The 23,659-nt window shown below is 62.9% G+C and carries 22 protein-coding genes; all 22 read right to left on the reverse strand.

Translation table 11 applies throughout. The features are described from left to right. Positions 1-303 precede the first annotated feature (303 nt). Positions 304-654: a cytochrome o ubiquinol oxidase subunit IV gene (gene cyoD / locus AC1DOX_RS04635; protein WP_092138795.1), complete on the reverse strand. Its 351-nt coding sequence runs from the start codon at positions 652-654 to the stop codon at positions 304-306. After that, on the reverse strand, positions 655-1,299 hold the full coding sequence (cyoC, locus tag AC1DOX_RS04640) for a cytochrome o ubiquinol oxidase subunit III (protein WP_441615648.1): 645 nt from the start codon (positions 1,297-1,299) through the stop codon (positions 655-657). Between the two features lie 5 nt (positions 1,300-1,304). Beyond that, the gene (cyoB, locus tag AC1DOX_RS04645; RefSeq protein WP_092138797.1) at positions 1,305-3,278 is read right to left on the reverse strand and encodes a cytochrome o ubiquinol oxidase subunit I; all 1,974 of its coding nucleotides are present in this window, start codon (positions 3,276-3,278) and stop codon (positions 1,305-1,307) included. Positions 3,279-3,286: 8 nt separating this feature from the next. After that, positions 3,287-4,255 carry a ubiquinol oxidase subunit II gene (gene cyoA, locus AC1DOX_RS04650; RefSeq protein WP_477113990.1) on the reverse strand — a complete coding sequence of 323 codons (969 nt, stop codon included), beginning with the start codon at positions 4,253-4,255 and terminating at the stop codon, positions 3,287-3,289. Positions 4,256-4,847: 592 nt separating this feature from the next. Continuing rightward, entirely contained in the window at positions 4,848-5,327 is a 480-nt protein-coding gene (locus tag AC1DOX_RS04655; RefSeq protein WP_092138801.1) for a MaoC family dehydratase, read from the reverse strand. A gap of 113 nt (positions 5,328-5,440) precedes the next feature. Then, positions 5,441-5,890 carry a MaoC family dehydratase gene (locus AC1DOX_RS04660; RefSeq protein WP_441615427.1) on the reverse strand — a complete coding sequence of 150 codons (450 nt, stop codon included), beginning with the start codon at positions 5,888-5,890 and terminating at the stop codon, positions 5,441-5,443. 81 nt (positions 5,891-5,971) lie between these two features. Further along, positions 5,972-7,090, reverse strand: a complete 1,119-nt coding sequence (locus AC1DOX_RS04665) for an acyl-CoA dehydrogenase family protein (RefSeq protein ID WP_441615429.1) — start codon at positions 7,088-7,090, stop codon at positions 5,972-5,974. 13 nt (positions 7,091-7,103) lie between these two features. After that, positions 7,104-8,306: an acyl-CoA dehydrogenase family protein gene (locus AC1DOX_RS04670; protein WP_441615431.1), complete on the reverse strand. Its 1,203-nt coding sequence runs from the start codon at positions 8,304-8,306 to the stop codon at positions 7,104-7,106. A 90-nt stretch (positions 8,307-8,396) separates the two neighbouring features. Further along, on the reverse strand, positions 8,397-8,864 hold the full coding sequence (locus tag AC1DOX_RS04675) for a DUF1178 family protein (RefSeq protein ID WP_441615433.1): 468 nt from the start codon (positions 8,862-8,864) through the stop codon (positions 8,397-8,399). Positions 8,865-9,062: 198 nt separating this feature from the next. Continuing rightward, positions 9,063-9,713, reverse strand: a complete 651-nt coding sequence (locus AC1DOX_RS04680) for an NUDIX domain-containing protein (protein ID WP_441615435.1) — start codon at positions 9,711-9,713, stop codon at positions 9,063-9,065. Positions 9,714-9,757: 44 nt separating this feature from the next. After that, complete coding sequence (locus tag AC1DOX_RS04685; RefSeq protein WP_477101305.1) at positions 9,758-10,066, reverse strand: DUF2818 family protein; 309 nt, start codon at positions 10,064-10,066, stop codon at positions 9,758-9,760. 19 nt (positions 10,067-10,085) lie between these two features. After that, the gene (gene nuoN, locus AC1DOX_RS04690) at positions 10,086-11,561 is read right to left on the reverse strand and encodes an NADH-quinone oxidoreductase subunit NuoN (RefSeq protein WP_441615439.1); all 1,476 of its coding nucleotides are present in this window, start codon (positions 11,559-11,561) and stop codon (positions 10,086-10,088) included. Positions 11,562-11,580: 19 nt separating this feature from the next. Next, positions 11,581-13,047, reverse strand: coding sequence for an NADH-quinone oxidoreductase subunit M (locus tag AC1DOX_RS04695; RefSeq protein WP_441615441.1), 1,467 nt, complete (start codon positions 13,045-13,047; stop codon positions 11,581-11,583). Positions 13,048-13,074: 27 nt separating this feature from the next. After that, positions 13,075-15,159: an NADH-quinone oxidoreductase subunit L gene (gene nuoL, locus AC1DOX_RS04700; protein ID WP_441615443.1), complete on the reverse strand. Its 2,085-nt coding sequence runs from the start codon at positions 15,157-15,159 to the stop codon at positions 13,075-13,077. Positions 15,160-15,220: 61 nt separating this feature from the next. Beyond that, the gene (gene nuoK / locus AC1DOX_RS04705) at positions 15,221-15,526 is read right to left on the reverse strand and encodes an NADH-quinone oxidoreductase subunit NuoK (RefSeq protein WP_092138821.1); all 306 of its coding nucleotides are present in this window, start codon (positions 15,524-15,526) and stop codon (positions 15,221-15,223) included. A 17-nt stretch (positions 15,527-15,543) separates the two neighbouring features. Continuing rightward, the gene (locus tag AC1DOX_RS04710; RefSeq protein WP_441615445.1) at positions 15,544-16,185 is read right to left on the reverse strand and encodes an NADH-quinone oxidoreductase subunit J; all 642 of its coding nucleotides are present in this window, start codon (positions 16,183-16,185) and stop codon (positions 15,544-15,546) included. 149 nt (positions 16,186-16,334) lie between these two features. Then, positions 16,335-16,823 carry an NADH-quinone oxidoreductase subunit NuoI gene (gene nuoI, locus AC1DOX_RS04715; protein WP_441615650.1) on the reverse strand — a complete coding sequence of 163 codons (489 nt, stop codon included), beginning with the start codon at positions 16,821-16,823 and terminating at the stop codon, positions 16,335-16,337. A gap of 73 nt (positions 16,824-16,896) precedes the next feature. Continuing rightward, positions 16,897-17,961, reverse strand: coding sequence for an NADH-quinone oxidoreductase subunit NuoH (gene nuoH, locus AC1DOX_RS04720; RefSeq protein WP_441615447.1), 1,065 nt, complete (start codon positions 17,959-17,961; stop codon positions 16,897-16,899). 18 nt (positions 17,962-17,979) lie between these two features. Further along, the gene (nuoG, locus tag AC1DOX_RS04725) at positions 17,980-20,358 is read right to left on the reverse strand and encodes an NADH-quinone oxidoreductase subunit NuoG (RefSeq protein ID WP_441615449.1); all 2,379 of its coding nucleotides are present in this window, start codon (positions 20,356-20,358) and stop codon (positions 17,980-17,982) included. A 13-nt stretch (positions 20,359-20,371) separates the two neighbouring features. Further along, positions 20,372-21,667: an NADH-quinone oxidoreductase subunit NuoF gene (nuoF, locus tag AC1DOX_RS04730; protein WP_441615451.1), complete on the reverse strand. Its 1,296-nt coding sequence runs from the start codon at positions 21,665-21,667 to the stop codon at positions 20,372-20,374. Between the two features lies 1 nt (position 21,668). Continuing rightward, positions 21,669-22,169, reverse strand: a complete 501-nt coding sequence (gene nuoE / locus AC1DOX_RS04735) for an NADH-quinone oxidoreductase subunit NuoE (RefSeq protein WP_092139162.1) — start codon at positions 22,167-22,169, stop codon at positions 21,669-21,671. Positions 22,170-22,399: 230 nt separating this feature from the next. After that, positions 22,400-23,653 carry an NADH-quinone oxidoreductase subunit D gene (locus tag AC1DOX_RS04740; RefSeq protein WP_441615453.1) on the reverse strand — a complete coding sequence of 418 codons (1,254 nt, stop codon included), beginning with the start codon at positions 23,651-23,653 and terminating at the stop codon, positions 22,400-22,402. Between the last annotated feature and the right edge of the window lie 6 nt (positions 23,654-23,659).

A 23,659-nucleotide genomic window follows, 5' to 3' on the forward strand; every position in this document is an offset into this window, starting at 1 on the left:
CTAGCGTGCCATGGGCATGCATTGGCTGCCGGCACTCGCGCGCAAGGCGCAGGGCGGCTGGCAAGTGACAAACGGGAATGGGAGGGACGCGCGCGCACCATGGTGGTGCCGGCACTTGCCGGGCGGCCACGCACCGGCATCGTGCATCGGCGCAAATGAGTGCAGGCCGGCGGAGGCGGCGCGCCGGGACGGCCGTCCGGAGGGCGCCAGGCCGGCGCCCGGTGCCGCGCCGCAGTGCATCACGCACCGCGGGCAATAAAAAACGGGACCCGAGGGTCCCGTTCTTCCGATGTCAGGAGACGCTTACTTCGTCATCACCGGCATCATGTTGGCGTTCATGTTGTGCATGATCCAGAGCGAACCGGCCAGCACGATGAACAGGATCAGCAGGGTGAACAGGAACGCCATGACGTTCGAGCGCTGCCCCTTCGATCCATCCATATGCAGGAAGTACTTCAGATGCACGACGATCTGCACCACGGCCATGCCGAGGATGATCCAGAGCATCGTGCCGCGGTCCATGGTGCCGTCCATCACGATCTTGAACGGGATCACGGTCAGGATCACGGCCAGGATGAAGCCGATCACATAGGACTTGACGCTGCTGTGGCCGTGCGACTCGCCGTGAGCGGCCGTTGCGTGTTGCTGTGCCATTTACATTGCCCCCATCAGGTAGACCACAGTGAACACGCCGATCCAGACCACGTCCAGGAAGTGCCAGAACAGGCTGAGGCAGTTCAGGCGCTTGACCATGACCGGGGTCATGCCCTTCTTGTTCAGCTGCCACATCAGGACCAGCATCCACACCATGCCGCTCGCCACGTGCAGGCCGTGAGTGCCCACCAGCGTGAAGAACGACGACAGGAACGCGCTGCGGCTCGGGCCGGCGCCTTCGTGGATCAGGTGGGCGAACTCGTTCAGTTCCATCCCCATGAACGCGGCGCCCAGCAGGAACGTCACGGCGAGCCAGAACAGCACGCGACCCTTCTGCCGGTTCTGCAGCGAGATCATCGCGAAACCGTACGTGATGGACGAGAACAGCAGGATGAACGTCTCGACCAGCACGTAGTTGAGCTCGAACAGCTCCTTGCCCGACGGGCCGCCCGCCACTTCGCCGCGCAGGACGGCGTAGGCGGCGAACAGGCACGCGAACAAGATGCAGTCGCTCATCAGGTACAGCCAGAAACCAAAAATGGTGTTCTCGCTGGTGTCGTGATGCGCGTGGTCGTGCGCCTCGTCATGCGAGTGCGCGTGCGCGGGGGCTTGCGCCCCAAAACGATCAAGGACTTCAGTCGACATGGTCATCAGGCCTGCGAAGCAATGCGCTGCAGTTGGCGCGTTTCGATCTGCTCGACCTGGGCGGCCGGCACGTAGTAGTCGATATGGTCGTCGTTGGCGCGGAAGATGAACGACACCACCATGCCAACCAGGCCCACGGCGGCAAGCCACCAGATGTGCCAGACCAGGGCAAAGCCGAGCACCAGGCTGAAGGCGCCAATGTAGAAGCCGGCTGCGGTGTTCTTCGGCATGTGGATCTGCTCGAAGCCATCCGTGCGGACCTTCTCGCCACGGGCCTTCATGTCGGCAAACGCGTCCAGGTCACGCACCACCGGGGTGTGCGCGAAGTTGTAGAACGCGGGCGGCGAAGACGTGGCCCATTCCAGCGTGCGGCCACCCCACGGGTCGCCGGTCACGTCGGCCAGCTTCTCGCGGTTGCGGATCGACACGACGATCTGCAGCACCTGGAACACGATGCCCATGGCGATGAACACGACACCGACCACGGCGAGGTGCAGGAACGGGGTCCAGGCCGGGTTGTCCGTGTGGTTCAGGCGACGGGTCATGCCCATCAGGCCCAGCACGTACAGCGGCATGAACGCGAAGTAGAAACCAACCAGCCAGCACCAGAAGGCGCACTTGCCCAGACGCTCGTCCAGCTTGAAGCCAAACGCCTTTGGCCACCAGTAGGTCACGCCAGCCAGGTAGCCGAACAGCACGCCACCGATGATCACGTTGTGGAAGTGGGCGATCAGGAACAGGCTGTTGTGCAGCACGAAGTCGGCAGCCGGCACGGCCATCAGCACGCCGGTCATGCCGCCGATCACGAAGGTGATCATGAAGCCCAGCGTCCACAGCACCGGCGACGTGAATTGCACGCGGCCGCGGTACATGGTGAACAGCCAGTTGAAGATCTTCACCCCGGTCGGGATGGAGATGATCATGGTCGTGATGCCGAAGAACGCGTTCACGTTGGCGCCGGAGCCCATCGTGAAGAAGTGGTGCAGCCACACGAGGAACGACAGCACCATGATGGCGGAGGTCGCGTACACCATCGACTTGTAGCCGAACAGCTTCTTGCCCGAGAACGTGGCGATGATCTCCGAGAAGATACCGAACGCCGGCAGGATCAGGATGTACACCTCGGGGTGGCCCCAGATCCAGATCAGGTTCACGTACATCATGGCGTTACCGCCGCCATCGTTCGTGAAGAAGTGCATGTCGAGGTAGCGGTCCAGGCCCAGCAGCGCCAGCGACACGGTCAGCACCGGGAAGGCGGCCACGATCAGCACGTTGGTGCACAGCACGGTCCAGGTGAACACCGGCATGCGCATCAGGGTCATGCCCGGGGCGCGCATACGCAGGATGGTCACCAGGAAGTTCACGCCGGTCAGCAGCGTGCCCAACCCTGAAATCTGCAAGGACCAGAGGTAGTAGTCCACCCCTACGCCCGGGCTGAAGTCCAGGCCGGACAGCGGCGGGTAGGCCAGCCAGCCGGTGCGGGCGAATTCGCCGACGCCGAGCGAGACGTTGACCAGCAGGGCGCCAGCCACGAACAGCCAGAAGCTCAGCGTGTTCAGGAACGGGAAGGCCACGTCGCGCGCGCCGATCTGCAGCGGCACCACGAGGTTCATCAGGCCCGTCATCAGCGGCATGGCCACGAAGAAGATCATGATCACGCCGTGGGCCGTGAACACCTGGTCATAGTGCTCGGGCGGCAGGAAGCCGGTGCTGCCATTGGTGGCCACAGCCAGCTGCGTGCGCATCATGATGGCGTCGGCAAAGCCGCGCAGCAGCATGATCAGGGCGACCAGCGAATACATCACGCCGATCTTCTTGTGGTCGACGGACGTAATCCACTCGCTCCACAGGTAGTTCCACTTCTTGAAATACGTGATCGCAGCGAACAGCGCCAGCCCGCCAAGGGCCACGCAGCTCAGTGTGATCATGATGATCGGCTCATGAAACGGAATCGCCGACAAACTCAATTTGCCAAACATCATTGCTCCTAGGATTGCGCGCCCAGCGCCGGCTTGGCCGGCGTGGCCATGGAGACACGCTCGTCGCCGAGCGTGTTACGCGACGTGCAGATCGGGCCGCCATCAAAACCTTCGCGGGCGAGTGCACGGCCGTCGTGGCCCATGTACTGATGCAGGATGCCGGTGTACAGGCCGTCTTCGACCTTGCCGAAGAAGGTCACCGGCTCCGCTTCGCTCGGCTTGGCCAGGACCTTGTAGTCCGCGGCAGCGAGCTGGCGTTCGGAGGCGCGCACCTTGGCAACCCAGGCGTCGAAATCGAAGTTCGACATGGCCATCGCCTTGAACTTCATGCCCGAGAAGCCGCCGCCACTGTAGTTGGCGGACATGCCGTCATACGTGCCGGCTTCGTTGGCGATGAGGTGCAGCTTGGTCTCCATCCCGGCCATGGCGTAAACCTGGCTGCCCAGTTGCGGGATGAAGAACGAATTCATGATCGAATCCGAGGTGATCTTGAAGTTCACCGGCGTGTTCACCGGCAGCGCGAGCTGGTTGACCGTCGCGATCTTCAGTTCCGGATAGATGAACAGCCATTTCCAGTTCATCGCCACCGCTTCCACGGTGATCGGCTTGACGTTGGATTCCAGCGGCTTGTAGGGGTCCAGGTCGTGCGAGGACTTCCAGGTGATGATGCCCAGTGCAATGATGATCAGGCAGGGGATCATCCAGACCACGACTTCSAYCTTGGTGGAGTGCGACCAGTCCGGGTCGTAGGCGGCGGATGTATTGCTGGCGCGATACTTCCACGCAAACACCAGCGTCAGGACGATCACGGGGACGACGACCAGCAGCATCAACCAGGTGGCAATCAGAATGATGCCCTTGATGTCGACGCCGATCTGACCCTTCGGGTCCATCACGGTCAGGTTACAGCCGGCCAGCAACAGCAAGCCAAGGCAAGGCAGGAACCGCGTCCAGCGCGGCATTATGGGTTTTTTCATGTCACGACGGTCTGGTTGGGCCGCACCCGGAACACAGGCGCGGCTTCACCGCCTGCTGCACAAGGCAATAGGCTGGCTGGGCTGGGAAAAACCGGAGGACGTGTCCAAAGCTGGCGTTGCGGAGGGGCGATGCAAGCGCCTGCGGACCATGCGGCCGGGCAACGCCATGAACGCGGCTGGACAGCAACTGACGACTGCGTGCGCGGGCGCCGTAGGGGGCGGTGCGTGCGCTGAGGTAACCGACTGCCTGAACTGCGAACGATCCCGGTTCGGAGCAGCCACCGGGAAAGCGTTGTGTCACGATGCCCTTGCCATATCCACCTGTTCCAACCCTCTCGCCAGCGCAGCGAAAACGGTCTTTGAGCAGATATCGCATGACTTCAAACATCGTGGGCGCGACTGTACCGCAACGCAACATTAGGGGTAAACCCAGACACAACGGAAACACTGTTCTGAAAACCGGACAATGTAACTGAGTGTCGCACGCAGGAAACAGTCACGTCGTGATGAGACCGCCTTCTATCGAAATGAGTGGACAAAATATAAGGGCCGCGTTCTCGCGGCCCTTGGATTTTTCCGATCGCGCAGGCGATCAGGAGTAGCGTCGGCTGATCGATTCCGCCACGCAGACCGGCCGGTCACTGCCCTCTCGCTCGACCGTGACTTCCCAGGTCGACTGCGCACCGACCAGCGTCGGCGCATTCGGCAGCGGCTCCAGCCGCTCGACCTTGAGCAGCTTGACGCGGGCACGCAGGCGGCTGCCCACCGGCACCGGCGAGGTGAAGCGGACGCGGTTCAGGCCGTAGTTGACACCCATCTTCACGCCTTCCATATGAATGGCGTTCTGCATGAACTGCGGCAGCAGCGACAGCGTCAGGAAACCGTGTGCCACCGGGGCGCCGAACGGCGACTCCCGCCTGGCGCGCTCCACGTCCACATGGATCCACTGGTGGTCGCCGGTGGCCTCGGCAAACAGGTTGACCTGCTGCTGCGTGATCTCGACCCAGTCGCTGACTGCCACTTCCTGTCCCTGGAGGCTTTCCAGCTCTTCCAGCGATGCGATGGTGCGCATGTTGTCTCCTCGTTTTTCTGGTTGGATGTCCGATGGCTGCAAAGGATTGTCGCAAAAGAACTGCCGCAGGGAATTGCCGCCAATCACCCGCCGCAAGGCTCAGGCGGCGACGCTCAGGCGGGACGGCGGGCGTACATGCCCATGCCCTTGACCGTGCAGACCAGTTCGCCGCGCTGGTTGGTGGCCTGCCATTGCGTCATCACCACGCCGCGATCCGGCTTGGAGGTCGACGGACGCGTCTCCAGGATCTTCAGCACCGCGGTCAGCGTGTCGCCGGCATAGACCGGCTTGATCCAGCGGATCTCGTCCACGCCCGGCGATCCCATGCTGCTCGACCGGTCGCCCATCGACTTCACCAGCAGCTTCATCATGATGGCGCAAGTCATCCAGCCGCTGGAGATCAGCCCGCCATAGATGCTCTTGCTGGCCGCTTCCTTGTCGATGTGGAACGGCTGGGGGTCGTACTGGCTTGCGAAGCTGACGATTTCTTCCTCGGTGACGTTATAGCTGCCGAGCGGATGCTCGCCGCCGACGACGTAATCCTCGAAATACATTTTGGACATGATCGCTCCGTGAATGTCCGTGGCCCAAAAAACAAAAAACCGCGCCTCGAATGACGGCGCGGTTTCAGTCCTGCATATCGCTCAGGCGGCTTCCTGGAAGCCCGGCTGGCTGGCGAAACGGCCCAGATGGTGGTCCACGTCGCCAAACGTCGTGTTGATCAGCGTGAGCCGCTTGAACATATGCGCGGCCGGCAGTTCGTCGGTCACGCCCATGCCGCCGTGGATCTGCACCGCTTCCTGGCCCACCGCGCGGGCCGCCTGGCCCACGCGCGCCTTGGCGGCGGACACGTAGCGGCGGCGCTCCTCCGGGGTCGATTCCTCGAACTTGGCGGCGGCCAGCAGCGTGATCGAGCGCGACTGCTCGGCGTGGATAAACATCTCCACCATGCGGTGCTGCAACGCCTGGAAGCGCGCGATGGGCACGCCGAACTGCTGGCGGGTCTTCGCATACTCCAGCGTGGCGGCGTTCAGCGTGTCGATCACGCCAACGGCTTCCGCGCACAGCAGTACCGCGGCGTAGTCAGCCGTGGCTTCCAGCACGTCCCAACCCTTGCCTTCCATGCCGAGCAGCGTGGCCGGCGCATCCTGGAAGGACACGTCCGCGGCGCGCAGGTTGTCGATCGTGCGGTAGTCCTTCACCGTCACGCCGGCACCCTTGGTATCGACCAGGTACAGCGAGATGCCATTCTTGTCGGATTCGGCGCCGCTGGTGCGCGCCGACACGACGAGCTTGTCGGCCTGCGCGCCGTGGATGACGACGACCTTGCGGCCATTGAGCTTGCCACCCTTGGCGGTCACGCGCACGTTGTTCAGTTCATAGCGTGCCTGCGGCTCGTTGAACGCCGTGGCCAGCTTCACTTCACCGCCGGCTACCTGCTCCAGCAACGCGTCCTGGCCACCGACCAGCTTCAGCGCGTGCGCGGCCACGACGGTAGCGAAGTACGGCTCCACGACCAGGCCGCGGCCCAGTTCCTGCTGCACCACCATCATGTCGATGGCCGTGCCCGAGAAACCGCCCTGCGCTTCCGGGACCGGCAGCGCGGTCAGGCCGAGTTCGACCAGTGCCCCCCACGCGGCGGCGCCGTAGCCGCCTTCGGCCTTGACGTTCTTCTTGCGGGACTCGAAGTCGTAGCTCTTGTCGATGAAGCGGCGGACGGCGTCGGCCAGTTGCTTCTGTTCGTCGCTGAGATTGAAGTTCATGTTGCGTGTCTCCTCACAGCCCCAGAATCATCTGGCTGATGATGTTCTTCTGAATTTCGTTGGACCCGCCGTAGATGGAGGTCTTGCGATAGTTGAAGTAGTACGCGGCCAGCGGTGCGGCGGCGTCGAAGCCGGTCACGGCGTGCTCGTGTTCGCACTCGAGGTAGGCCGGATCGAACGGCTGCGCGTACGGGCCCACGGCCTCCACCATCAGTTCGGTCAGCATCTGCTGGATCTCGGTGCCCTTGATCTTGAGCATCGATGCCTCGGGGCCGGGGCCCTTGCCGGCGGCTTCGCTCGACACCACGCGCAGCACGGTAAGCTCCAACGCCATCAACTCGATTTCGAGCGCGGCCACCTTGGCGCCGAACACCGGATCTTCCAGCAGCGGCTTGCCGTTCTTCTCCTGCTGGCGCGCCACGCGCTTCAGGAAGCCCAGTTCGCGCTTGGAATTGCCCACGCGGGCGATGCCGGTACGCTCATGGCCCAGCAGGTACTTGGCGTACGTCCAGCCGCGGTTCTCCTCGCCGACGCGGTTTTCCACCGGCACCTTCACGTTGTCGAAGAAGACCTCGTTCACTTCGTGTTCTTCGTCGAGCATGATGATCGGACGCACGGTGATGCCCGGCGTCTTCATGTCGATCAGCAGGAACGAGATGCCTTCCTGCTTCTTGGCTTCCGGATCGGTGCGGACCAGGCAGAAGATCATGTCTGCGTGCTGGCCGAGCGTGGTCCAGGTCTTCTGGCCATTGACGATGTAGTGCTTGCCGTCCGAGGTCAGCTCGGCGCGCGTCTTCAGCGAGGCCAGGTCGGAGCCGGAGCCCGGCTCGGAATAGCCCTGGCACCACCAGTCGGTGCAATCGAGGATACGCGGCAGGTAGTAGGACTTCTGCTCGGCGTTGCCGTACTTCATGATCACCGGCGCCACCATTGCCACGCCGAACGGCAGCACGCCGGGCGCGCCGACGCGGGCATTTTCCTCGTCCCAGATATGGCGTTGCGTGGCGTTCCAGCCCGTGCCGCCGAACTCGACCGGCCAGTGCGGAGCCGACCAGCCCTTGCCGGCCAGGAGCTTGTGCCAGGTCACGAGGTCATCGCGGTTGGGGCGGCGGTGGTTGAGTACCTTTTCGCGGATTGCCGCCGGCAGGTTGGCTTCCAGCCAGCTACGCACTTCCTGTCGGAAGGCGTTGTCGGACGCCGAATAGTTGAGATCCATGCCCGTCTCCAGTGGTGCCGGCGCGAGGACCGGCGAGTTGTTTTTCCTGCGCATCGCTGCGCAAGGAAAACCCGGGCACAGGATGCTTGTTCAGTGGGCCGTCTGCTTCAGTGCGTCCGGCACGATGAGCGGAAAGGTCTCGATGCCCTCCTCGGCCAGCGCCTGCACGTCCTCCGCCGAGGCCGAACCGCGGATGCCGCGTTCCGGAGCCTCTTCGTAGTGAATGCGCCGCGCCTCCTCGGCAAAGCGGTCGCCCACGTCCTCGGTCTGCGCCATGACCTGCCTGACAGCCTTCAGGTAGCGCGCCTGCAGCGCCTGCATGGCTTGCTGCACCTCGGCGTTGCCCTGCATGGCTTGCGCGGCTTGCGTTGGCGCCGGCTTTGCGCTGGCGCCTGACAGGTTCAGGCGCGGCGCGCTGGGCAGGCGGCTGACGTCATGGTCGCCACAGACCGGGCATTGGACAAGGTTGCGCGACATCTGCGACTGCGCATCTTCCTCCGAGGCAAACCAGCCCTCGAAACGATGGTCTTGCGCACAGCGCAGGTCGAGCACCTTCATGATCTTTCCAGCCCGTCGGGCAATATTAGCCGTGAATCGAAATTTTGTGAACGGTCGTGCTAATTTATTTCTGTGACCGTTCCGCCCCGCAGGATGCGTTCAAAACACAATCCTGCGGCGCCACCCCGCCACCCGTCGCAAATCGAGGGAAAACCCCGTGGCGGATGGCCGTCGCAAGCTTAGCAGCAAAGCAGAAAGTCAGCCGCCGTTCCGGCTGACCGGGAACGGCGGCTCGGCCAGCTCGCCTGGTTGCCAGGCGCCCGACACCACCTTCTCCAGCCAGAACGCGCCGATGATCGTCTTGACGTCGCTGATCCGGCCCTGGCGCACCCAGTCGATCACCTGCCCCACCGGGGCAATGAACGTCTCCAGAAACTCGCCGTCATCGAGCTTCGACTCGCCGGCCGTCAGGTCACGCGCCAGGAACAGGTCGATAAATTCGGTGGAATAGGAAATGACTGGGTGAATCCGTGCCAGGTAGTCCCAGCGGCGGGCGGTGTATCCGGTTTCCTCGAGTAGTTCGCGCTCGCCGCAGCGCTGGGCGCCCTCTTCCGGATCCAGCTTGCCGGCCGGAAATTCAAGCATGACCTCGCCCACCGGATAACGGAACTGGCGCTCCATCAACACCGTGCCATCGTCGAACAGCGGGATCATCATGACCGCGCCCGGATGCAGCACGTACTCGCGGCTGGTCTGCTTGCCATCCGGCAGGCGCACGATGTCTTGCTTCAGGGTGAGGAATTTGCCGCGGTGGATGGTGGCGGACGCCACGCAGGTCTCCCTGAGGTGATCATCCGATCCGGATGCGGCCGGTTGGGTGGCCGACGCGGCGTGGGTCTTGTCCGTCATGAACGCTCCGGGGGTATTGCACGGGCCCGGGCGCAGGCTAGCCGTCAGGCCGTGCGGTGTTTGACCAGGTATTGCCAGGTGAAGCCGGGGAAGGCGAACACCAGCATCATGCAGGCCGTGATGGCGTAGAACTGCCAGCCTTGCGGGAAGCTGTTGCCGAGGCTGGCCTCCACCGCGAAGCCGGCAAGGCCGGCCACCACGTACCACACGATCAGTTCCACCACGCGCAGCCAGAGCGGCTTGCGAGCCCACTTGAGGCCCACCGCCGCAAACAGGCGCTGGTTGACGAACGGCAGGTTGGCACAAACCAGTGCCAGAAAGATGACAAACCAGCCGCCCGCCGAGGAACTCATGATTGCTTGCCTTGTGCGATCAGGATGCCAGCGTCGCGCGGATCGCCTGGTAGCACAGGTTCATCAGCGCAGCCGGGAAGATACCCAGCAGGATGACGGCCAGGCCGTTCAGGCTCAACACCGAGCGTAGGCCCGTCGACGCTTCCAGCGGCTCTTCGCCAACCGGTGCGTCAAAGTACATCAGCTTGACGACGCGCAGGTAGTAGAACGCGCCGATCAGCGAGAACATCACCGCCACGATGGCCAGCCAGCTCATGCCGGTCTTCACCACCGCCTCCAGCACGGCCAGCTTGGCGTAGAAGCCCACGGTCGGCGGAATGCCGGCCATCGAGAACATCATCACCAGCATCAGCAGCGCAAACCACGGATGACGGCGCGACATGCCCTTCAGATCGTCCAGCGTTTCGGCTTCGAAGCCCTTGCGGGTGCGGATCAGGATCAGGCCGAAGGTGCCGAGCGTGGTCAGCAGGTACGTCACCGAATAGAACATCGACGCACTGTACGCATCGGCCGCGCCATCAGCCTTGTTGGCCACCACGCCGGACAGCATGCCCAGCAGGATGAAGCCCATGTGCGAGATGGTCGAGTACGCCAGCATCCGCTTCAGGTTGGTCTGCGCGATGGCGGTCAGGTTACCGATCACCAGCGAAGCCACCGACAACACCACCAGCATCATCTGCCAGTCACTGGCCAGCGGCAGCAGGCCTTCCACCAGCACGCGCACGATCATCGCAAACGCAGCGACCTTCGGGCCACCGGCAATCAGCAGCGTCACGGCGGTCGGCGAACCCTGGTAGATGTCCGGGATCCACATGTGGAACGGCGCGGCACCGATCTTGAAGGACAGGCCGGCAACGATGAAGACCACACCGAATGCCAGCATCGTGGTGTTGACACGGCCGGACTCGACCACGCGGAACACCTCGCCCAGGTTCAGCGAACCGGTGGCGCCGTACATCATCGACACGCCGTAGAGCAGGAAGCCCGACGCCAGCGCACCCAGCACGAAGTACTTCATGGCCGATTCCGACGTCACGCGCGATTCGCGGCGCAAGGCCACCAGTGCGTACGACGACAGCGACAACAGTTCCAGGCCGAGGTACAGGGTCAGGAAGTTGTTGCCGGTGATCATCACGACCTGGCCGCCCAGCGTGAACAGCGCGAGCATGTAGAACTCGCCGGCGAACATGTCGCGCTCGGCCAGGTAGCTGCGCGTATAGATCAGCGTCAGGAACATGCCGGCGGCGCAGAACGCGGACAGCACGTTGGCCATCGGATCGATCACCACCAGGTTGGCGAACGCGTAGTGCGTCTCGCCGCTGGCGGCGTTCATGCCAAACCACACGGTCAGGATCAGGGTGGTCAGCAGCGACAGCGGATACGCCAGGCTCTGGCGGCTCTTGCCGCGGGCAAGGTCGATCCAGTTGATCGCCGCAATGGCGATCGCCAGGAAAATGATTGGCGCCACGGGGGCCAGGCTAGTTGACGGTTGCATGTTGATTTCTCTCCCCCGGTTACAGCTTGGACTGTGCCACGTGGGACAGCAGGTTCACCACCGATGCGTGCATCACGTCGGTAAAGGGCTTCGGGTACAGGCCCATGTAAAGCGTCATGATGGCCAGCAGACCCAGCATGAAGAACTCGCGCTTGTTCAGGTCCAGCAGTTCGCGCACGTGCTGGTGCACGACATCGCCGAAGATCACGCGCTTGACCATCCACAGCGAGTACGCCGCGCCGAAGATCAGGGCCGTGGCGGCCAGCAGGCCGATCCAGAAGTTGTACTTCACGGCGCCCAGGATGACCATGAACTCGCCCACGAAGCCCGAGGTGGCCGGCAGGCCGCAGTTGGCCATCGCGAAGAATACCGACAGCGCCGCGAACTTCGGCATCGTGTTCACCACACCGCCGTAATCGGCGATCTGGCGCGAGTGCACGCGGTCATACAGCACGCCGATGCACAAGAACATGGCGCCCGACACGAAACCGTGCGAGATCATCTGGATGATGCCGCCTTCCACGCCGATGTCGTTGAAGATGAAGAAGCCCAGCGTCACGAAACCCATGTGGGCGATCGACGAATACGCCACCAGCTTCTTCATGTCAGCCTGGACCAGCGCCACGAGGCCGATGTAAATCACGGCGATCAGCGAGATCGTGATGATGAACGGGGCCAGCGTGTGGCTGGCGTCCGGCGCGATCGGCAGCGAGAACCGCAGGAACCCGTAGGCACCCAACTTCAGCATAATCGCCGCCAGTACCACGGAACCGCCGGTCGGCGCTTCCACGTGGGCGTCCGGCAGCCAGGTATGCACCGGCCACATCGGCACCTTCACCGCGAACGCCATAAAGAACGCCACGAACAGCGCGACCTGCTCTTGCATCGACAGCTTGGCCTGGTGCCAGCCGAGAATTTCAAACGTGCCGGTCTTGCTGTACAGATACAGCAGCGCGACCAGGGTCAGCAGCGAGCCCAGCAGCGTGTAGAGGAAGAACTTGAACGCCGCGTACACGCGGTTCGGACCGCCCCAGACACCGATGATGATGTACATCGGGATCAGCGTGGCCTCGAAGAACACATAGAACAGCAGGCCGTCCAGCGCGCAGAACACGCCGATCATCAGGCCGGACAGCATCATGAACGAGGCCATGTATTCGGCCACGCGATCGGTGATCACTTCCCAGGCAGAGATGACGACGATCACGTTGATGAACGCGGTCAGCACCACGAACCACATCGAGATGCCGTCGACACCCAGGTGGTACTGAATCTTGAAGCGCTCGATCCAGTCGAATTGCTCGACGAACTGCATGGCCGCGGTGGCCGTGTCGAAGTGGACGACCAGCGGCAGCGTGACGATGAAGCTGGCCAGCGCGCCGAACAGCGCCATCCAGCGGACGTAGCTCTTGCTACGGTCCGATCCGGACGCGAGGATCAGCAGACCGAAGGCGATTGGCAGCCAGATTGCGAAAGACAGAACCATTTCTATGTTTTCCTTACTTGGTGCCTATCACTTGGTGCCTATCACGCCAGTGACCGTCAGCGTCAGGAGCACCAGCATGCCGATAATCATCGCGAAAGCGTAATGGTAGATATAGCCAGACTGCAGGTAGCGGCTGGCGGCGGCAAACGATGCCACCACACGGGCCGAACCGTTGACGAACACGCCGTCGATCAGGCCCTGGTCGCCGCCCTTCCACAGGCCGGTACCCAGCAGACGCGCACCGCGGGCGAATACGACCTGGTTGATGGCGTCCATGTAGTACTTGTTGTCCAGCAGCTTGTACAGGCCCGAGAAACGTTGCTTGATGGCTTCGGGGATATCCGGGCGCTTCATGTAGAAGAACCAGGACAGCACCACGCCGGCGATGGCCAGCCACAACACGGGGGTCGTCAGCGAGTGGAGCGCCATCGGCACCCAGCCGTGGAAGGCTTCCTTCAGCTCTTCCATCGCGTGGTGGTTTTCGCCAACGAAGATCACGTCCTTGAACGCCACGCCATGCTTGAAGAAGTCGCCGAACAGCATCGGCTCGATGGTGATGGCGCCGATGATCACCGACGGGATGGCCAGCAGCACCAGCGGCAGGGTCACCACCCAAGGCGACTCATGCGGCTTTTCGCCCGGGGCCAGGCCGTGGTGATGGTCGTCACCGTGCGATTCCTCTTCTTCCTCGTGGTGATCGTGGTGAAGGTGCGGCTTGCCGAAGCGCTCTTCACCATGGAACACCAGGAAGTACATGCGGAACGAGTAGAACGCGGTCACGAACACACCGGCCAGCACCGCGAAGTAGGCGAAGCCCGAACCGGCGATGTGGGATTCGGCCACGGCCTCGATGATCGAGTCCTTGGAGTAGAAACCCGCGAAGAACGGCGTGCCGATCAGGGCCAGCGAGCCAACCAGCGACGTGATCCAGGTGATCGGCATGTACTTGCGCAGGCCACCCATGTTGCGGATATCCTGATCGTGGTGCATGCCAATGATCACCGAGCCGGCGCCGAGGAACAGCAGCGCCTTGAAGAACGCGTGCGTCATCAGGTGGAACACGGCCACCGAGTAGGCCGACGCGCCCAGTGCCACCGTCATGTAGCCCAGCTGCGACAGCGTCGAGTACGCCACCACGCGCTTGATATCGTTCTGGATGATGCCCAGGAAGCCCATGAACAGGGCCGTGATGGCACCGATCACCAGCACAAAGGACAGCGCGGTATCCGACAGTTCGAACAGCGGCGACATGCGTGCCACCATGAAGATGCCGGCGGTCACCATCGTGGCCGCGTGGATCAGCGCGGAAATCGGGGTCGGGCCTTCCATCGAGTCAGGCAGCCACACGTGCAGCGGGAATTGCGCCGACTTGCCCATCGCGCCGATGAACAGGCAGATGCACGCGACCGTCAGCATCATCCAGTCCGTGCCCGGGAACACGACCGTCGCCAGGTTCTCGCGGGCGGCAAACACGTCCGTGTAGTTCATGCTGCCGCTGTAGGCCAGCAGCAGGCCGATACCGAGGATGAAGCCGAAGTCACCCACGCGGTTGACCAGGAATGCCTTCAGGTTGGCGAAGATCGCCGTCGGGCGGGTGTACCAGAAGCCGATCAGCAGGTACGACACCAGGCCCACCGCTTCCCAGCCGAAGAACAGCTGCAGGAAGTTGTTGCTCATCACCAGCATCAGCATCGAGAAGGTGAAAAGCGAGATGTAGGCGAAGAAACGGTTGTAGCCGTGATCACCTTGCATGTAGCCGACGGTGTAGATGTGCACCATCAGCGAGACGAAGGTCACGACCACCATCATCATCGCGGTGAGGGAATCGACCAGGAAGCCGACTTCCATCTTCAGGCTGCCGATCGCCATCCATTCATAGACGGTGCCGTTGTAGCTGGCGCCATCCATCACGTCGCGCAGCACCAGCAGCGACAACACGAAGGAGATGGCGACACCAAGGATCGTCGCCGAGTGGGCCACGATCCGGCCGCCGCGCGACTCCGAGGAAAACGAGCCGAAGAACTTGGTACCGAACAGACCGGCTATCGCGGCGCCGGCGAGCGGCGCCAGCGAAATCGCCAGCAGCAGGTTGGGGTTGAGCGTGGTTGCCATAGGACGCTTATTGGTGTGCGATCGGGGTACGGTCTTGGGTCTTTGCGTAGTCGGTCATGGATCAGCCCTTGAGGGTATCCATGTCGTCCACATTGATCGTGTCCAGGTTACGGAACAGCACGACCAGGATTGCCAGACCGATTGCCGATTCGGCGGCGGCCACCGTGAGGATGAAGAAAACGAAAACCTGTCCGGCCAGATCGCCCATGTAGTGCGAGAAGGCCACGAAGTTGATATTCACCGCAAGCAGCATCAGTTCGAGCGCCATCAGCAGCACGATCACGTTCTTGCGGTTCAGGAAAATGCCGACGATGCTGATCGCGAACAGGATCGCACCGAGCACGAGGAAGTGGGCGAGAGAGAGCACAGCGTTATTCTCCGGGCTTAGATCTTATTGGCGGCTGCCGTGGCATCCGCTTCTGCCCGGCCTTCGGCCGGCATGCTCACGATACGCACGCGATCATCGCGGCGGGTGCGGAGCTGGCGCGACACGTCCTGTGCCTTGACATCCTTGCGGCGGCGCAGGGTCAGTGCCACGGCGGCGATGATCGCCACCAGCAGGATGATGCCGGCCACTTCGAACGCGTAGATGTAGTCCGAATAGATCACCTTGCCTAGCGCACCGGTGTTCGAATAGTTCGGGTCCTGTGCGCCGGCGGGCAGCGCGGCTGCCGTGGTGCCGATGAAATTGCGCACCAGCACGATCGCCATTTCCGCGATGATCAGCGCGCCGACCACCGAGGCCAGCGGCACGTAGGTCCAGAAGTCGCGTCGCAGGTGCTCGATGTCGATATCGATCATCATCACCACGAACAGGAACAGCACCATCACGGCGCCGACGTAGACCAGCACGAGCAGGATGGCGAGGAACTCCGCCTTCAGGATCATCCAGATGGCCGCGGCGGTGAAGAACGCCAGGACGAGGAACAGTGCGGAATGCACCGGGTTCTTTGCCGTGATGACTTTCAGTGCGGAGAGCACCAGCACCAACGCAAAGGCATAGAAGATGGCGGTCGTGAGTTCCATGGTCCCTATCGGATCCTCTTTGGTGCCGCGCGCCACGGGTCACCCGCCTGGGTGGCCCGCTTCTGCTGCGGCATCCTTCTGTTGGCCCTTGTTCGGGGCCGATTCAAATTCACTTGGGCGACGGGCATCTGGCCCGACACCCGCCCTGCTTAGCGGTACTTGGCGTCCGCAGCCTTGGCCGCGGCGATCTGCGGCTCATAGCGGTCGCCTACGGCCAGCAGCATGTCCTTGGTGAAGTACAGGTCGCCGCGCTTCTCGCCGTGGTACTCGAGAATGTGCGTCTCGACGATGGCGTCGACCGGGCAAGCCTCTTCGCAGAAGCCGCAGAAAATGCACTTGGTCAGGTCGATGTCGTAGCGCGTGGTGCGGCGGGTGCCGTCATTGCGCGCGTCCGATTCGATCGTGATGGCCAGCGCCGGGCACACCGCTTCACACAGCTTGCATGCGATGCAACGCTCTTCCCCATTTGGGTAGCGACGCAGTGCGTGCAGGCCGCGGAAACGCGGTGACATCGGCGTCTTCTCTTCCGGGAACTGGACGGTGATCTTGCGCGCGAAGAGATAGCGGCCGGTCAGCGCCATGCCCTTGAAGAGTTCCTTCAGGAGCAGGCTGTTGAAGAAGTCCTTGATGGCGGTCAGCATGACGATTGCTTCCTAAATATTTCCGCGCGGTGCGCCCTGCCACTGCAGTGGCGCACCGTCGCCTGGCCTTTCAGTGCCAGATGTTCCACGGCGACTTGATCCAGATCGCCACAATGATCAGCCAGCCCACGGTCAGCGGAATGAAAATCTTCCAGCCCAGACGCATGATCTGGTCATAGCGATAGCGCGGGAACGATGCGCGGATCCAGATGAATACCGACAACAGCAGGAAAACCTTGATCAGCAACCAGAAGAAGCCCGGAATCGCGTTGGTCAGCGCGCTCGAGAACGGCGGCGCCCATCCACCCAGGAACATCAGCGCGGTCATCGTGGAGATGACGATCATGTTGATGTATTCGGCCAGGAAGAACAGCGCGAAGCCCATGCCCGAGTACTCGATCATGTGACCGGCCACGATTTCCGATTCGCCTTCCACCACGTCAAACGGGTGACGGTTGGTTTCGGCCACGCCGGAGATGAAGTACACGCCGAACATCGGCAGCAGCGGCAGCCAGTTCCACGACAGGAAGTTGATGCCCATGTTGGCGAAGTAGCCAGTGTTCTGGCCGTTCACGATCGCCGACAGGTTCAGACTGCCCGCCACCATCAGCACGGTCACCAGCGCGAAGCCCATGGCGATTTCATACGACACCATCTGTGCCGCAGCGCGCATGGCGCCGATGAAAGCGTACTTGGAGTTCGAGGCCCAGCCGGCCAGGATCACGCCGTAGACGCCCACGGAGCTGATCGCCATCACATACAGCAGACCGGCGTTCACGTCGGCCATCACCACTTCGGCCTGGAACGGAATCACCGCCCAGATCGCCACGGCGGGCATCAGCACCATCAGCGGGGCCACCAGGTACATGCCCCGGCTGACCTGCGTCGGCATCATGACTTCCTTGAGCAGCAGCTTCAGCACGTCGGCAATCGGCTGCAGCAGCCCCAGCGGGCCGACGCGATTCGGGCCGATACGGACGTGCATCCAGCCAATCAGCTTGCGCTCCCACAGAATCAGGTAGGCCACGCACAGCAGCAGCGGCACCACAATGACCACGGCGCGGATGAGAATCCACAGCGGCGTCCATACGCCGCCGAAGATGGCCTGTCCTTGCGAGGTAATCCAGTCGATCATGTTGCTTTCTCGCTCTTCTTATGCGGTGGCCGCCGACGTTGCCGCAGCGGTATTGCCACCCGGCAGTTCGATGGCTTTCTCAACGGTAACGTTGCCGAACAGCGCGCCCAGGCTGGCGGCCGCGACGGTCGCGGCCGGCACGCGCACGGTGTTGGCCGGCAGCGTCGCCTCCAGGGCAGCCGGCAGCACTACGCTACCCTCGCCTTGCGTCACGCGCACCGGGTCGCCCGCTTGCACGCCCAGCTTGCCGAACAGGTCCGAAGACAGCGAGACTTGCAGCGCGCGGCGCGCGGCGGCGGTCAACTGCAGCGAATCTGCGCGGCGTACGATCGGGTCGGCATGGTAGATCGGCACGTCGGCGATGCGTTCGATACCGTTGGCGACGGCAGCCGTCACGCGGATCGGGGCATCGGTGGCGTTGTTCAGTTGCGCGGCCAGCGGCTTGGCCAGTACCTCGTCGCGAACGGCTTCGGCCGTGTCGAAGTCGAAGCCCGGCACGTCCAGCAGGTTGCCCAGCACGCGCAGCACCTTCCAGGCCGGACGCGATTCGCCCAGCGCACGGACCACGCCGTTGAAGCTTTGCGGCTTGCCTTCGGCGTTGACGAAGGTGCCGGCGGTTTCCGTGAATGGCGTCACCGGCAGGATCACGTCGGCGTACTGCATGGCCGCTTCCGAGCGGAACGGCGACAGCACGACCACGGTACCTGCCTGGTTCAGCGCGGCCAGCGCCTTGCGGGCGTCGGCGGTGTCGAACTCGGGCTCGGCATTCAGCACGATGTAGGCGCGACGCGGCGCATCCAGCATGGCTTGCGCATTGGCGCCGCCATTCTGCGGCAGCGCACCGGCGATGTAGCCGCCCACGGTATTGGCCGCTTCGGTCAGGAAGCCCAGCGTGGCACCCGTTTCCGTGGCGATCCACTGAGCCAGCGCATGCAGCGCGGAGAACTGCGGGTGACGCACAGCCTCGTTGCCGAGGAACACCGCGCGGCGCTCGCCCGACAGCAGCGCATCGGCAACTACCTTCGCGGCGTTGCCACCGTCGACGCCATCGGTACCGGCAGGAGCGGCCACGCCCTTGGCGGTGGCCACGGCGCGGGCCACACCGGCCAGCGCGGCAGTCCAGCCGGACGGGGCCACGTCGATGCGTGCGGCCAGCGGCATCAGCAGATCTTCACCACCTGTGCCCAGGACGGCCACACGGGCGCCCTTCTTGCCAGCCTGGCGCAGACGCGAGGCCAGCAGCGGATGATCCTTGCGCAGCGAGGAGCCGATCACCAGCACGCGTTGCAGCGTGGTGACATCAGCCACCGGCATGCCCAGCCACGGCGCGCCCTTCAGGGCTGCCGAGAAATCGGTCTGGCGCAGGCGGAAGTCGATATTGTCGCTGCCGATGCCACGCACCAGCTTGCCCAGCAGATACAGCTCTTCCAGCGTGCTGTGCGGGCTGGCCAGCGCGGCGATCTGGTCGGCGCCATGATCACGCTTGATGCTGGCCAAGCCGTTGGCCACATATTCCAGCGCGGTCTGCCAGTCAGATTCCATCCATTCGCCACCCTGCTTCAGCAGCGGACGCGTCAGGCGGTCCGGGCTGTTCAGGCCTTCATAGGCGAAGCGGTCCTTGTCCGACAGCCAGCACTCGTTGACGTCCTCGTTTTCCAGCGGCACCACGCGCATCACGCGCTGGTTCTTGGTCTGGACCACCAGGTTTGCGCCAAGGCCATCGTGCGGCGACACCGACTTGCGGCGGGCCAGCTCCCACGTACGGGCCGAGTAGCGGAACGGCTTGCTGGTCAGCGCACCGACCGGGCACAGGTCGATCATGTTGCCGGACAGTTCCGAATCCACGGTCTGGCCGACGAACGTTGTGATTTCCGAGTGCTCGCCGCGGTTCAGCATGCCCAGCTCCATCACGCCGGCCACTTCCTGGCCAAAACGTACGCAGCGGGTGCAGTGGATGCAGCGGGTCATCTCCTCCATGGAGATCAGCGGGCCCACGTTCTTGTGGAACACCACACGCTTCTCTTCCTTGTAGCGCGATTCCGACGCACCGTAGCCCACAGCCAGATCCTGCAACTGGCATTCGCCGCCCTGATCGCAGATCGGGCAGTCGAGCGGGTGGTTGATCAGCAGGAATTCCATCACGGACTTCTGGGCCTTGACGGCTTTTTCGGAGTTCGTGAAGACCTTCATGCCGGGCGTCACCGGGGTGGCGCAGGCGGGGAGCGCCTTGGGCGCCTTTTCCACTTCAACCAGGCACATGCGGCAGTTCGCCGCGATGGACAGTTTGCGGTGGTAGCAGAAATGGGGGATGTAGGTGCCCAGCTTGTGGGCGGCTTCCATCACGAGGCTGCCTTCCGCAACCTCTACCTTCTTGCCGTCGATCTCGAGTTCAACCATGTTCTGCCACGCTTCAGGAATGGGCCGGGACCATGCACTGCTTGTGTTCGACGTGATACTCGAACTCTTTCCAGTAGTGCTTGAGCATGCCGCGTACCGGCATCGCCGCGGCATCGCCGAGCGCGCAAATCGTGCGACCCATGATGTTTTCCGCGACGTTATTGAGCAGGTCCAGGTCTTCCTGGCGGCCTTCTCCGTGTTCAATGCGATTGACCATGCGATAGAGCCAGCCGGTACCTTCCCGGCACGGCGTGCACTGGCCGCACGATTCTTCAAAGTAGAAATACGACAGGCGCAGCAGCGAGCGGACCATGCAACGCGTCTCGTCCATGACGATCACGGCACCCGAGCCCAGCATCGAGCCGGCCTTGGCGATCGAGTCGTAGTCCATGTCGGACGCCATCATCATGTCGCCCGGCACCACCGGCGCGGACGAACCGCCCGGGATCACGGCCTTGATACGCTTGCCGCCGCGCATGCCGCCAGCCAGTTCCAGCAGCGTCGAGAACGGCGTGCCCAGCGGAATCTCGTAATTGCCCGGACGCTCGATGTCGCCCGAGATCGAGAAGATCTTGGTGCCACCGTTGTTCGGCTTGCCCATCTTGAGATAGTTGTCCGGGCCCACTTCCAGCAGGAAGGGCACCGCGGCAAACGTCTCGGTGTTGTTGATCGTGGTCGGCTTGCCGTACAGGCCGAAGCTGGCCGGGAACGGCGGCTTGAAGCGCGGCTGGCCTTTCTTGCCTTCCAGCGATTCCAGCAGCGCGGTTTCCTCGCCGCAAATATAGGCGCCGTAGCCGTGATGCGCGTGCAGCTGGAAGTTGAAGCCCGAACCGAGGATGTTGTCACCCAGGAAGCCGGCCGCGCGCGCTTCTTCGAGGGCTTCCTCGAAGATCTTGTATTCGTTCCAGATTTCGCCGTGGATGTAGTTGTAGCCCACGGTGATACCCATCGCATACGCACCGATGGCCATGCCTTCGATCAGCGAATGCGGGTTGTAGCGGATGATGTCGCGATCCTTGAATGTGCCGGGCTCGCCTTCGTCCGTGTTGCAGACCAGGTATTTCTGGCCCGGGAACGTACGCGGCATGAAGCTCCACTTCAGGCCGGTCGGGAAACCCGCGCCGCCGCGGCCGCGCAGACCGGACGCCTTGACGTCCGCGATCACCTGCTCGGGCGGAATCTTCTCCGCCAGGATGCGGCGCAGCTGCTTGTAGCCGCCGCGCTTGACGTAGTCTTCCAGGTGCCAGTTCTTGCCGTCCAGGCCAGCCAGGATCAGCGGCTTGATGTGACGGTCGTGCAGAGAGGTCATGTTACTTGTCCCCCTTGGCGGCGGCTTCGGCCTTGAGCTCGTCGACCAGGGCGTCGAGTTTGGCGTCGCTCATGAAGCTGCACATGCGGGTGTTGTTGACGATCATCACCGGTGCGTCGCCGCATGCGCCCATGCACTCGCCCTCTTTCAGGGTGAAACAACCGTCCGCGGTGGTTTCGTTGTAGTCGATACCGAGCTTGCGTTTCAGGTATTCGCCAGCCCGCTCGCCGCCGGACAGCGCGCACGGCAGGTTGGTACAGACGGTGAGCTTGTACTTGCCCACCGGCTTGGTGTCATACATGTTGTAGAACGTGGCCACCTCTTCCACCCACACGGGCGGCATTTCCAGGTAGCTGGCGACGAACTGCATGACTTCGGGGGAAACCCAACCCACCTCGCCCTGTGCCACGGCGAGTGCCGCCATCACGGCCGACTGTTTCTGGTCGGTCGGATACTTCGCGATCGCGCGATCGATTTCCTTGAGAGCTTCTGCTGATAGCATGGTCATTGCAGTAATACGGCGGACGCCGCGCGCCTTGCGCGCACCTCCGCTGGTTTTGCAGCCGTCGCTGCCTTGTTCCGCCGGCAAGTTGCACAGCAACCCTTGCCGGTTCGTCGCAGGCATCGCCTGCCGCCCCCGTCACCAGCGGGGCCGGCCGAACAGGCCCGGATCGTCGTCCGGGCGACGGCCATCAGGAGACACCATCCAACGGCCTGGTGTCTCTCTCTGGTTTAACGGTCGATCTCGCCGAAAACGATGTCCTGCGTACCAATGATCGTGACCGCGTCCGCAATCATGTGACCCTTGGCCATTTCGTCGAGCGCAGCCAGGTGGACGAAGCCCGGAGCACGGATCTTCAGGCGGTACGGCTTGTTCGCGCCATCGGAGATCGCATAGATGCCGAACTCGCCCTTCGGGTGTTCCACCGCCGCGTAAGCCTCACCGGCCGGCACGTGGATGCCTTCGGTGAACAGCTTGAAGTGGTGGATCAGTTCTTCCATGTTGGACTTCATGTCCACCCGCGACGGCGGCGCCACCTTGTGGTTATCGGTGATCACGGGGCCCGGGTTGCGACGCAGCCAGTCCACGCACTGCTTGATGATGCGGTTCGACTGGCGCATTTCTTCCACGCGCACCAGGTAACGCGAGTAGCAGTCGCCCGCCGTACCGACGGGGATGTCGAAGTCGAGCTTGTCGTAGACCTCGTACGGCTGCTTCTTGCGCAGATCCCATTCGATGCCCGAGCCGCGCAGCATTGGGCCGGTAAAGCCCATCTGCAGCGCACGTTCCGGGCTGACCACGCCGATATCGACCAGACGTTGCTTCCAGATACGGTTATCGGTCAGCAGCGTCTCATATTCATCGACATACGTCGGGAACCGGTTCGTGAAGTCCTCGATGAAGTCCAGCAGCGAGCCCGAACGCGCTTCGTTCATGACCTTGATGGCACGCTCGTTGTGGATCTTGGACGCACGGTATTGCGGCATTGTGTCCGGCAGGTCGCGGTACACGCCGCCCGGACGATAGTAAGCCGCGTGCATGCGCGCACCGGACACCGCCTCGTACATGTCGAACATGTCCTCGCGTTCACGGAACGCATAGAGGAACACCGCCATCGCGCCCACGTCCAGCGCGTGCGAGCCGATCCACATCAGGTGGTTCAGCAGGCGGGTGATTTCGTCGAACATCACGCGGATGTACTGCGCGCGGACCGGCACCTCGAGGCCCAGCAGGCGCTCGATCGCCATCACGTAAGCGTGCTCGTTCACCATCATCGACACATAGTCGAGACGGTCCATGTAGGGGACGTTCTGGATCCAGGTCTTCTGCTCGGCCAGCTTTTCCGTGGCGCGGTGCAGCAGGCCGATATGCGGGTCGGCGCGCTGAATGACTTCGCCGTCCAGCTCAAGCACCAAGCGCAGCACACCGTGTGCTGCCGGGTGTTGGGGACCGAAGTTGAGGGTGTAGTTCTTGATATCTGCCATGACGCG

It is taken from the genome of Cupriavidus sp. 01L415 (assembly GCF_056400065.1).

What these genes read in the sequence shown, in the direction of transcription:
- cyoD (WP_092138795.1), bottom strand. Translation starts at nt 654, where the DNA reads ATGGCACAGCAACACGCAACGGCCGCTCACGGCGAGTCGCACGGCCAC.
- cyoC (WP_441615648.1), bottom strand. Translation starts at nt 1,299, where the DNA reads ATGTCGACTGAAGTCCTTGATCGTTTTGGGGCGCAAGCCCCCGCGCAC.
- cyoB (WP_092138797.1), bottom strand. Translation starts at nt 3,278, where the DNA reads ATGTTTGGCAAATTGAGTTTGTCGGCGATTCCGTTTCATGAGCCGATC.
- AC1DOX_RS04655 (WP_092138801.1), bottom strand. Translation starts at nt 5,327, where the DNA reads ATGCGCACCATCGCATCGCTGGAAGAGCTGGAAAGCCTCCAGGGACAG.
- AC1DOX_RS04660 (WP_441615427.1), bottom strand. Translation starts at nt 5,890, where the DNA reads ATGTCCAAAATGTATTTCGAGGATTACGTCGTCGGCGGCGAGCATCCG.
- AC1DOX_RS04665 (WP_441615429.1), bottom strand. Translation starts at nt 7,090, where the DNA reads ATGAACTTCAATCTCAGCGACGAACAGAAGCAACTGGCCGACGCCGTC.
- AC1DOX_RS04670 (WP_441615431.1), bottom strand. Translation starts at nt 8,306, where the DNA reads ATGGATCTCAACTATTCGGCGTCCGACAACGCCTTCCGACAGGAAGTG.
- AC1DOX_RS04675 (WP_441615433.1), bottom strand. Translation starts at nt 8,864, where the DNA reads ATGAAGGTGCTCGACCTGCGCTGTGCGCAAGACCATCGTTTCGAGGGC.
- AC1DOX_RS04680 (WP_441615435.1), bottom strand. Translation starts at nt 9,713, where the DNA reads ATGACGGACAAGACCCACGCCGCGTCGGCCACCCAACCGGCCGCATCC.
- AC1DOX_RS04685 (WP_477101305.1), bottom strand. Translation starts at nt 10,066, where the DNA reads ATGAGTTCCTCGGCGGGCGGCTGGTTTGTCATCTTTCTGGCACTGGTT.
- nuoN (WP_441615439.1), bottom strand. Translation starts at nt 11,561, where the DNA reads ATGCAACCGTCAACTAGCCTGGCCCCCGTGGCGCCAATCATTTTCCTG.
- AC1DOX_RS04695 (WP_441615441.1), bottom strand. Translation starts at nt 13,047, where the DNA reads ATGGTTCTGTCTTTCGCAATCTGGCTGCCAATCGCCTTCGGTCTGCTG.
- nuoL (WP_441615443.1), bottom strand. Translation starts at nt 15,159, where the DNA reads ATGGCAACCACGCTCAACCCCAACCTGCTGCTGGCGATTTCGCTGGCG.
- AC1DOX_RS04710 (WP_441615445.1), bottom strand. Translation starts at nt 16,185, where the DNA reads ATGGAACTCACGACCGCCATCTTCTATGCCTTTGCGTTGGTGCTGGTG.
- nuoH (WP_441615447.1), bottom strand. Translation starts at nt 17,961, where the DNA reads ATGATCGACTGGATTACCTCGCAAGGACAGGCCATCTTCGGCGGCGTA.
- nuoG (WP_441615449.1), bottom strand. Translation starts at nt 20,358, where the DNA reads ATGGTTGAACTCGAGATCGACGGCAAGAAGGTAGAGGTTGCGGAAGGC.
- nuoF (WP_441615451.1), bottom strand. Translation starts at nt 21,667, where the DNA reads ATGACCTCTCTGCACGACCGTCACATCAAGCCGCTGATCCTGGCTGGC.
- nuoE (WP_092139162.1), bottom strand. Translation starts at nt 22,169, where the DNA reads ATGCTATCAGCAGAAGCTCTCAAGGAAATCGATCGCGCGATCGCGAAG.
- AC1DOX_RS04740 (WP_441615453.1), bottom strand. Translation starts at nt 23,653, where the DNA reads ATGGCAGATATCAAGAACTACACCCTCAACTTCGGTCCCCAACACCCG.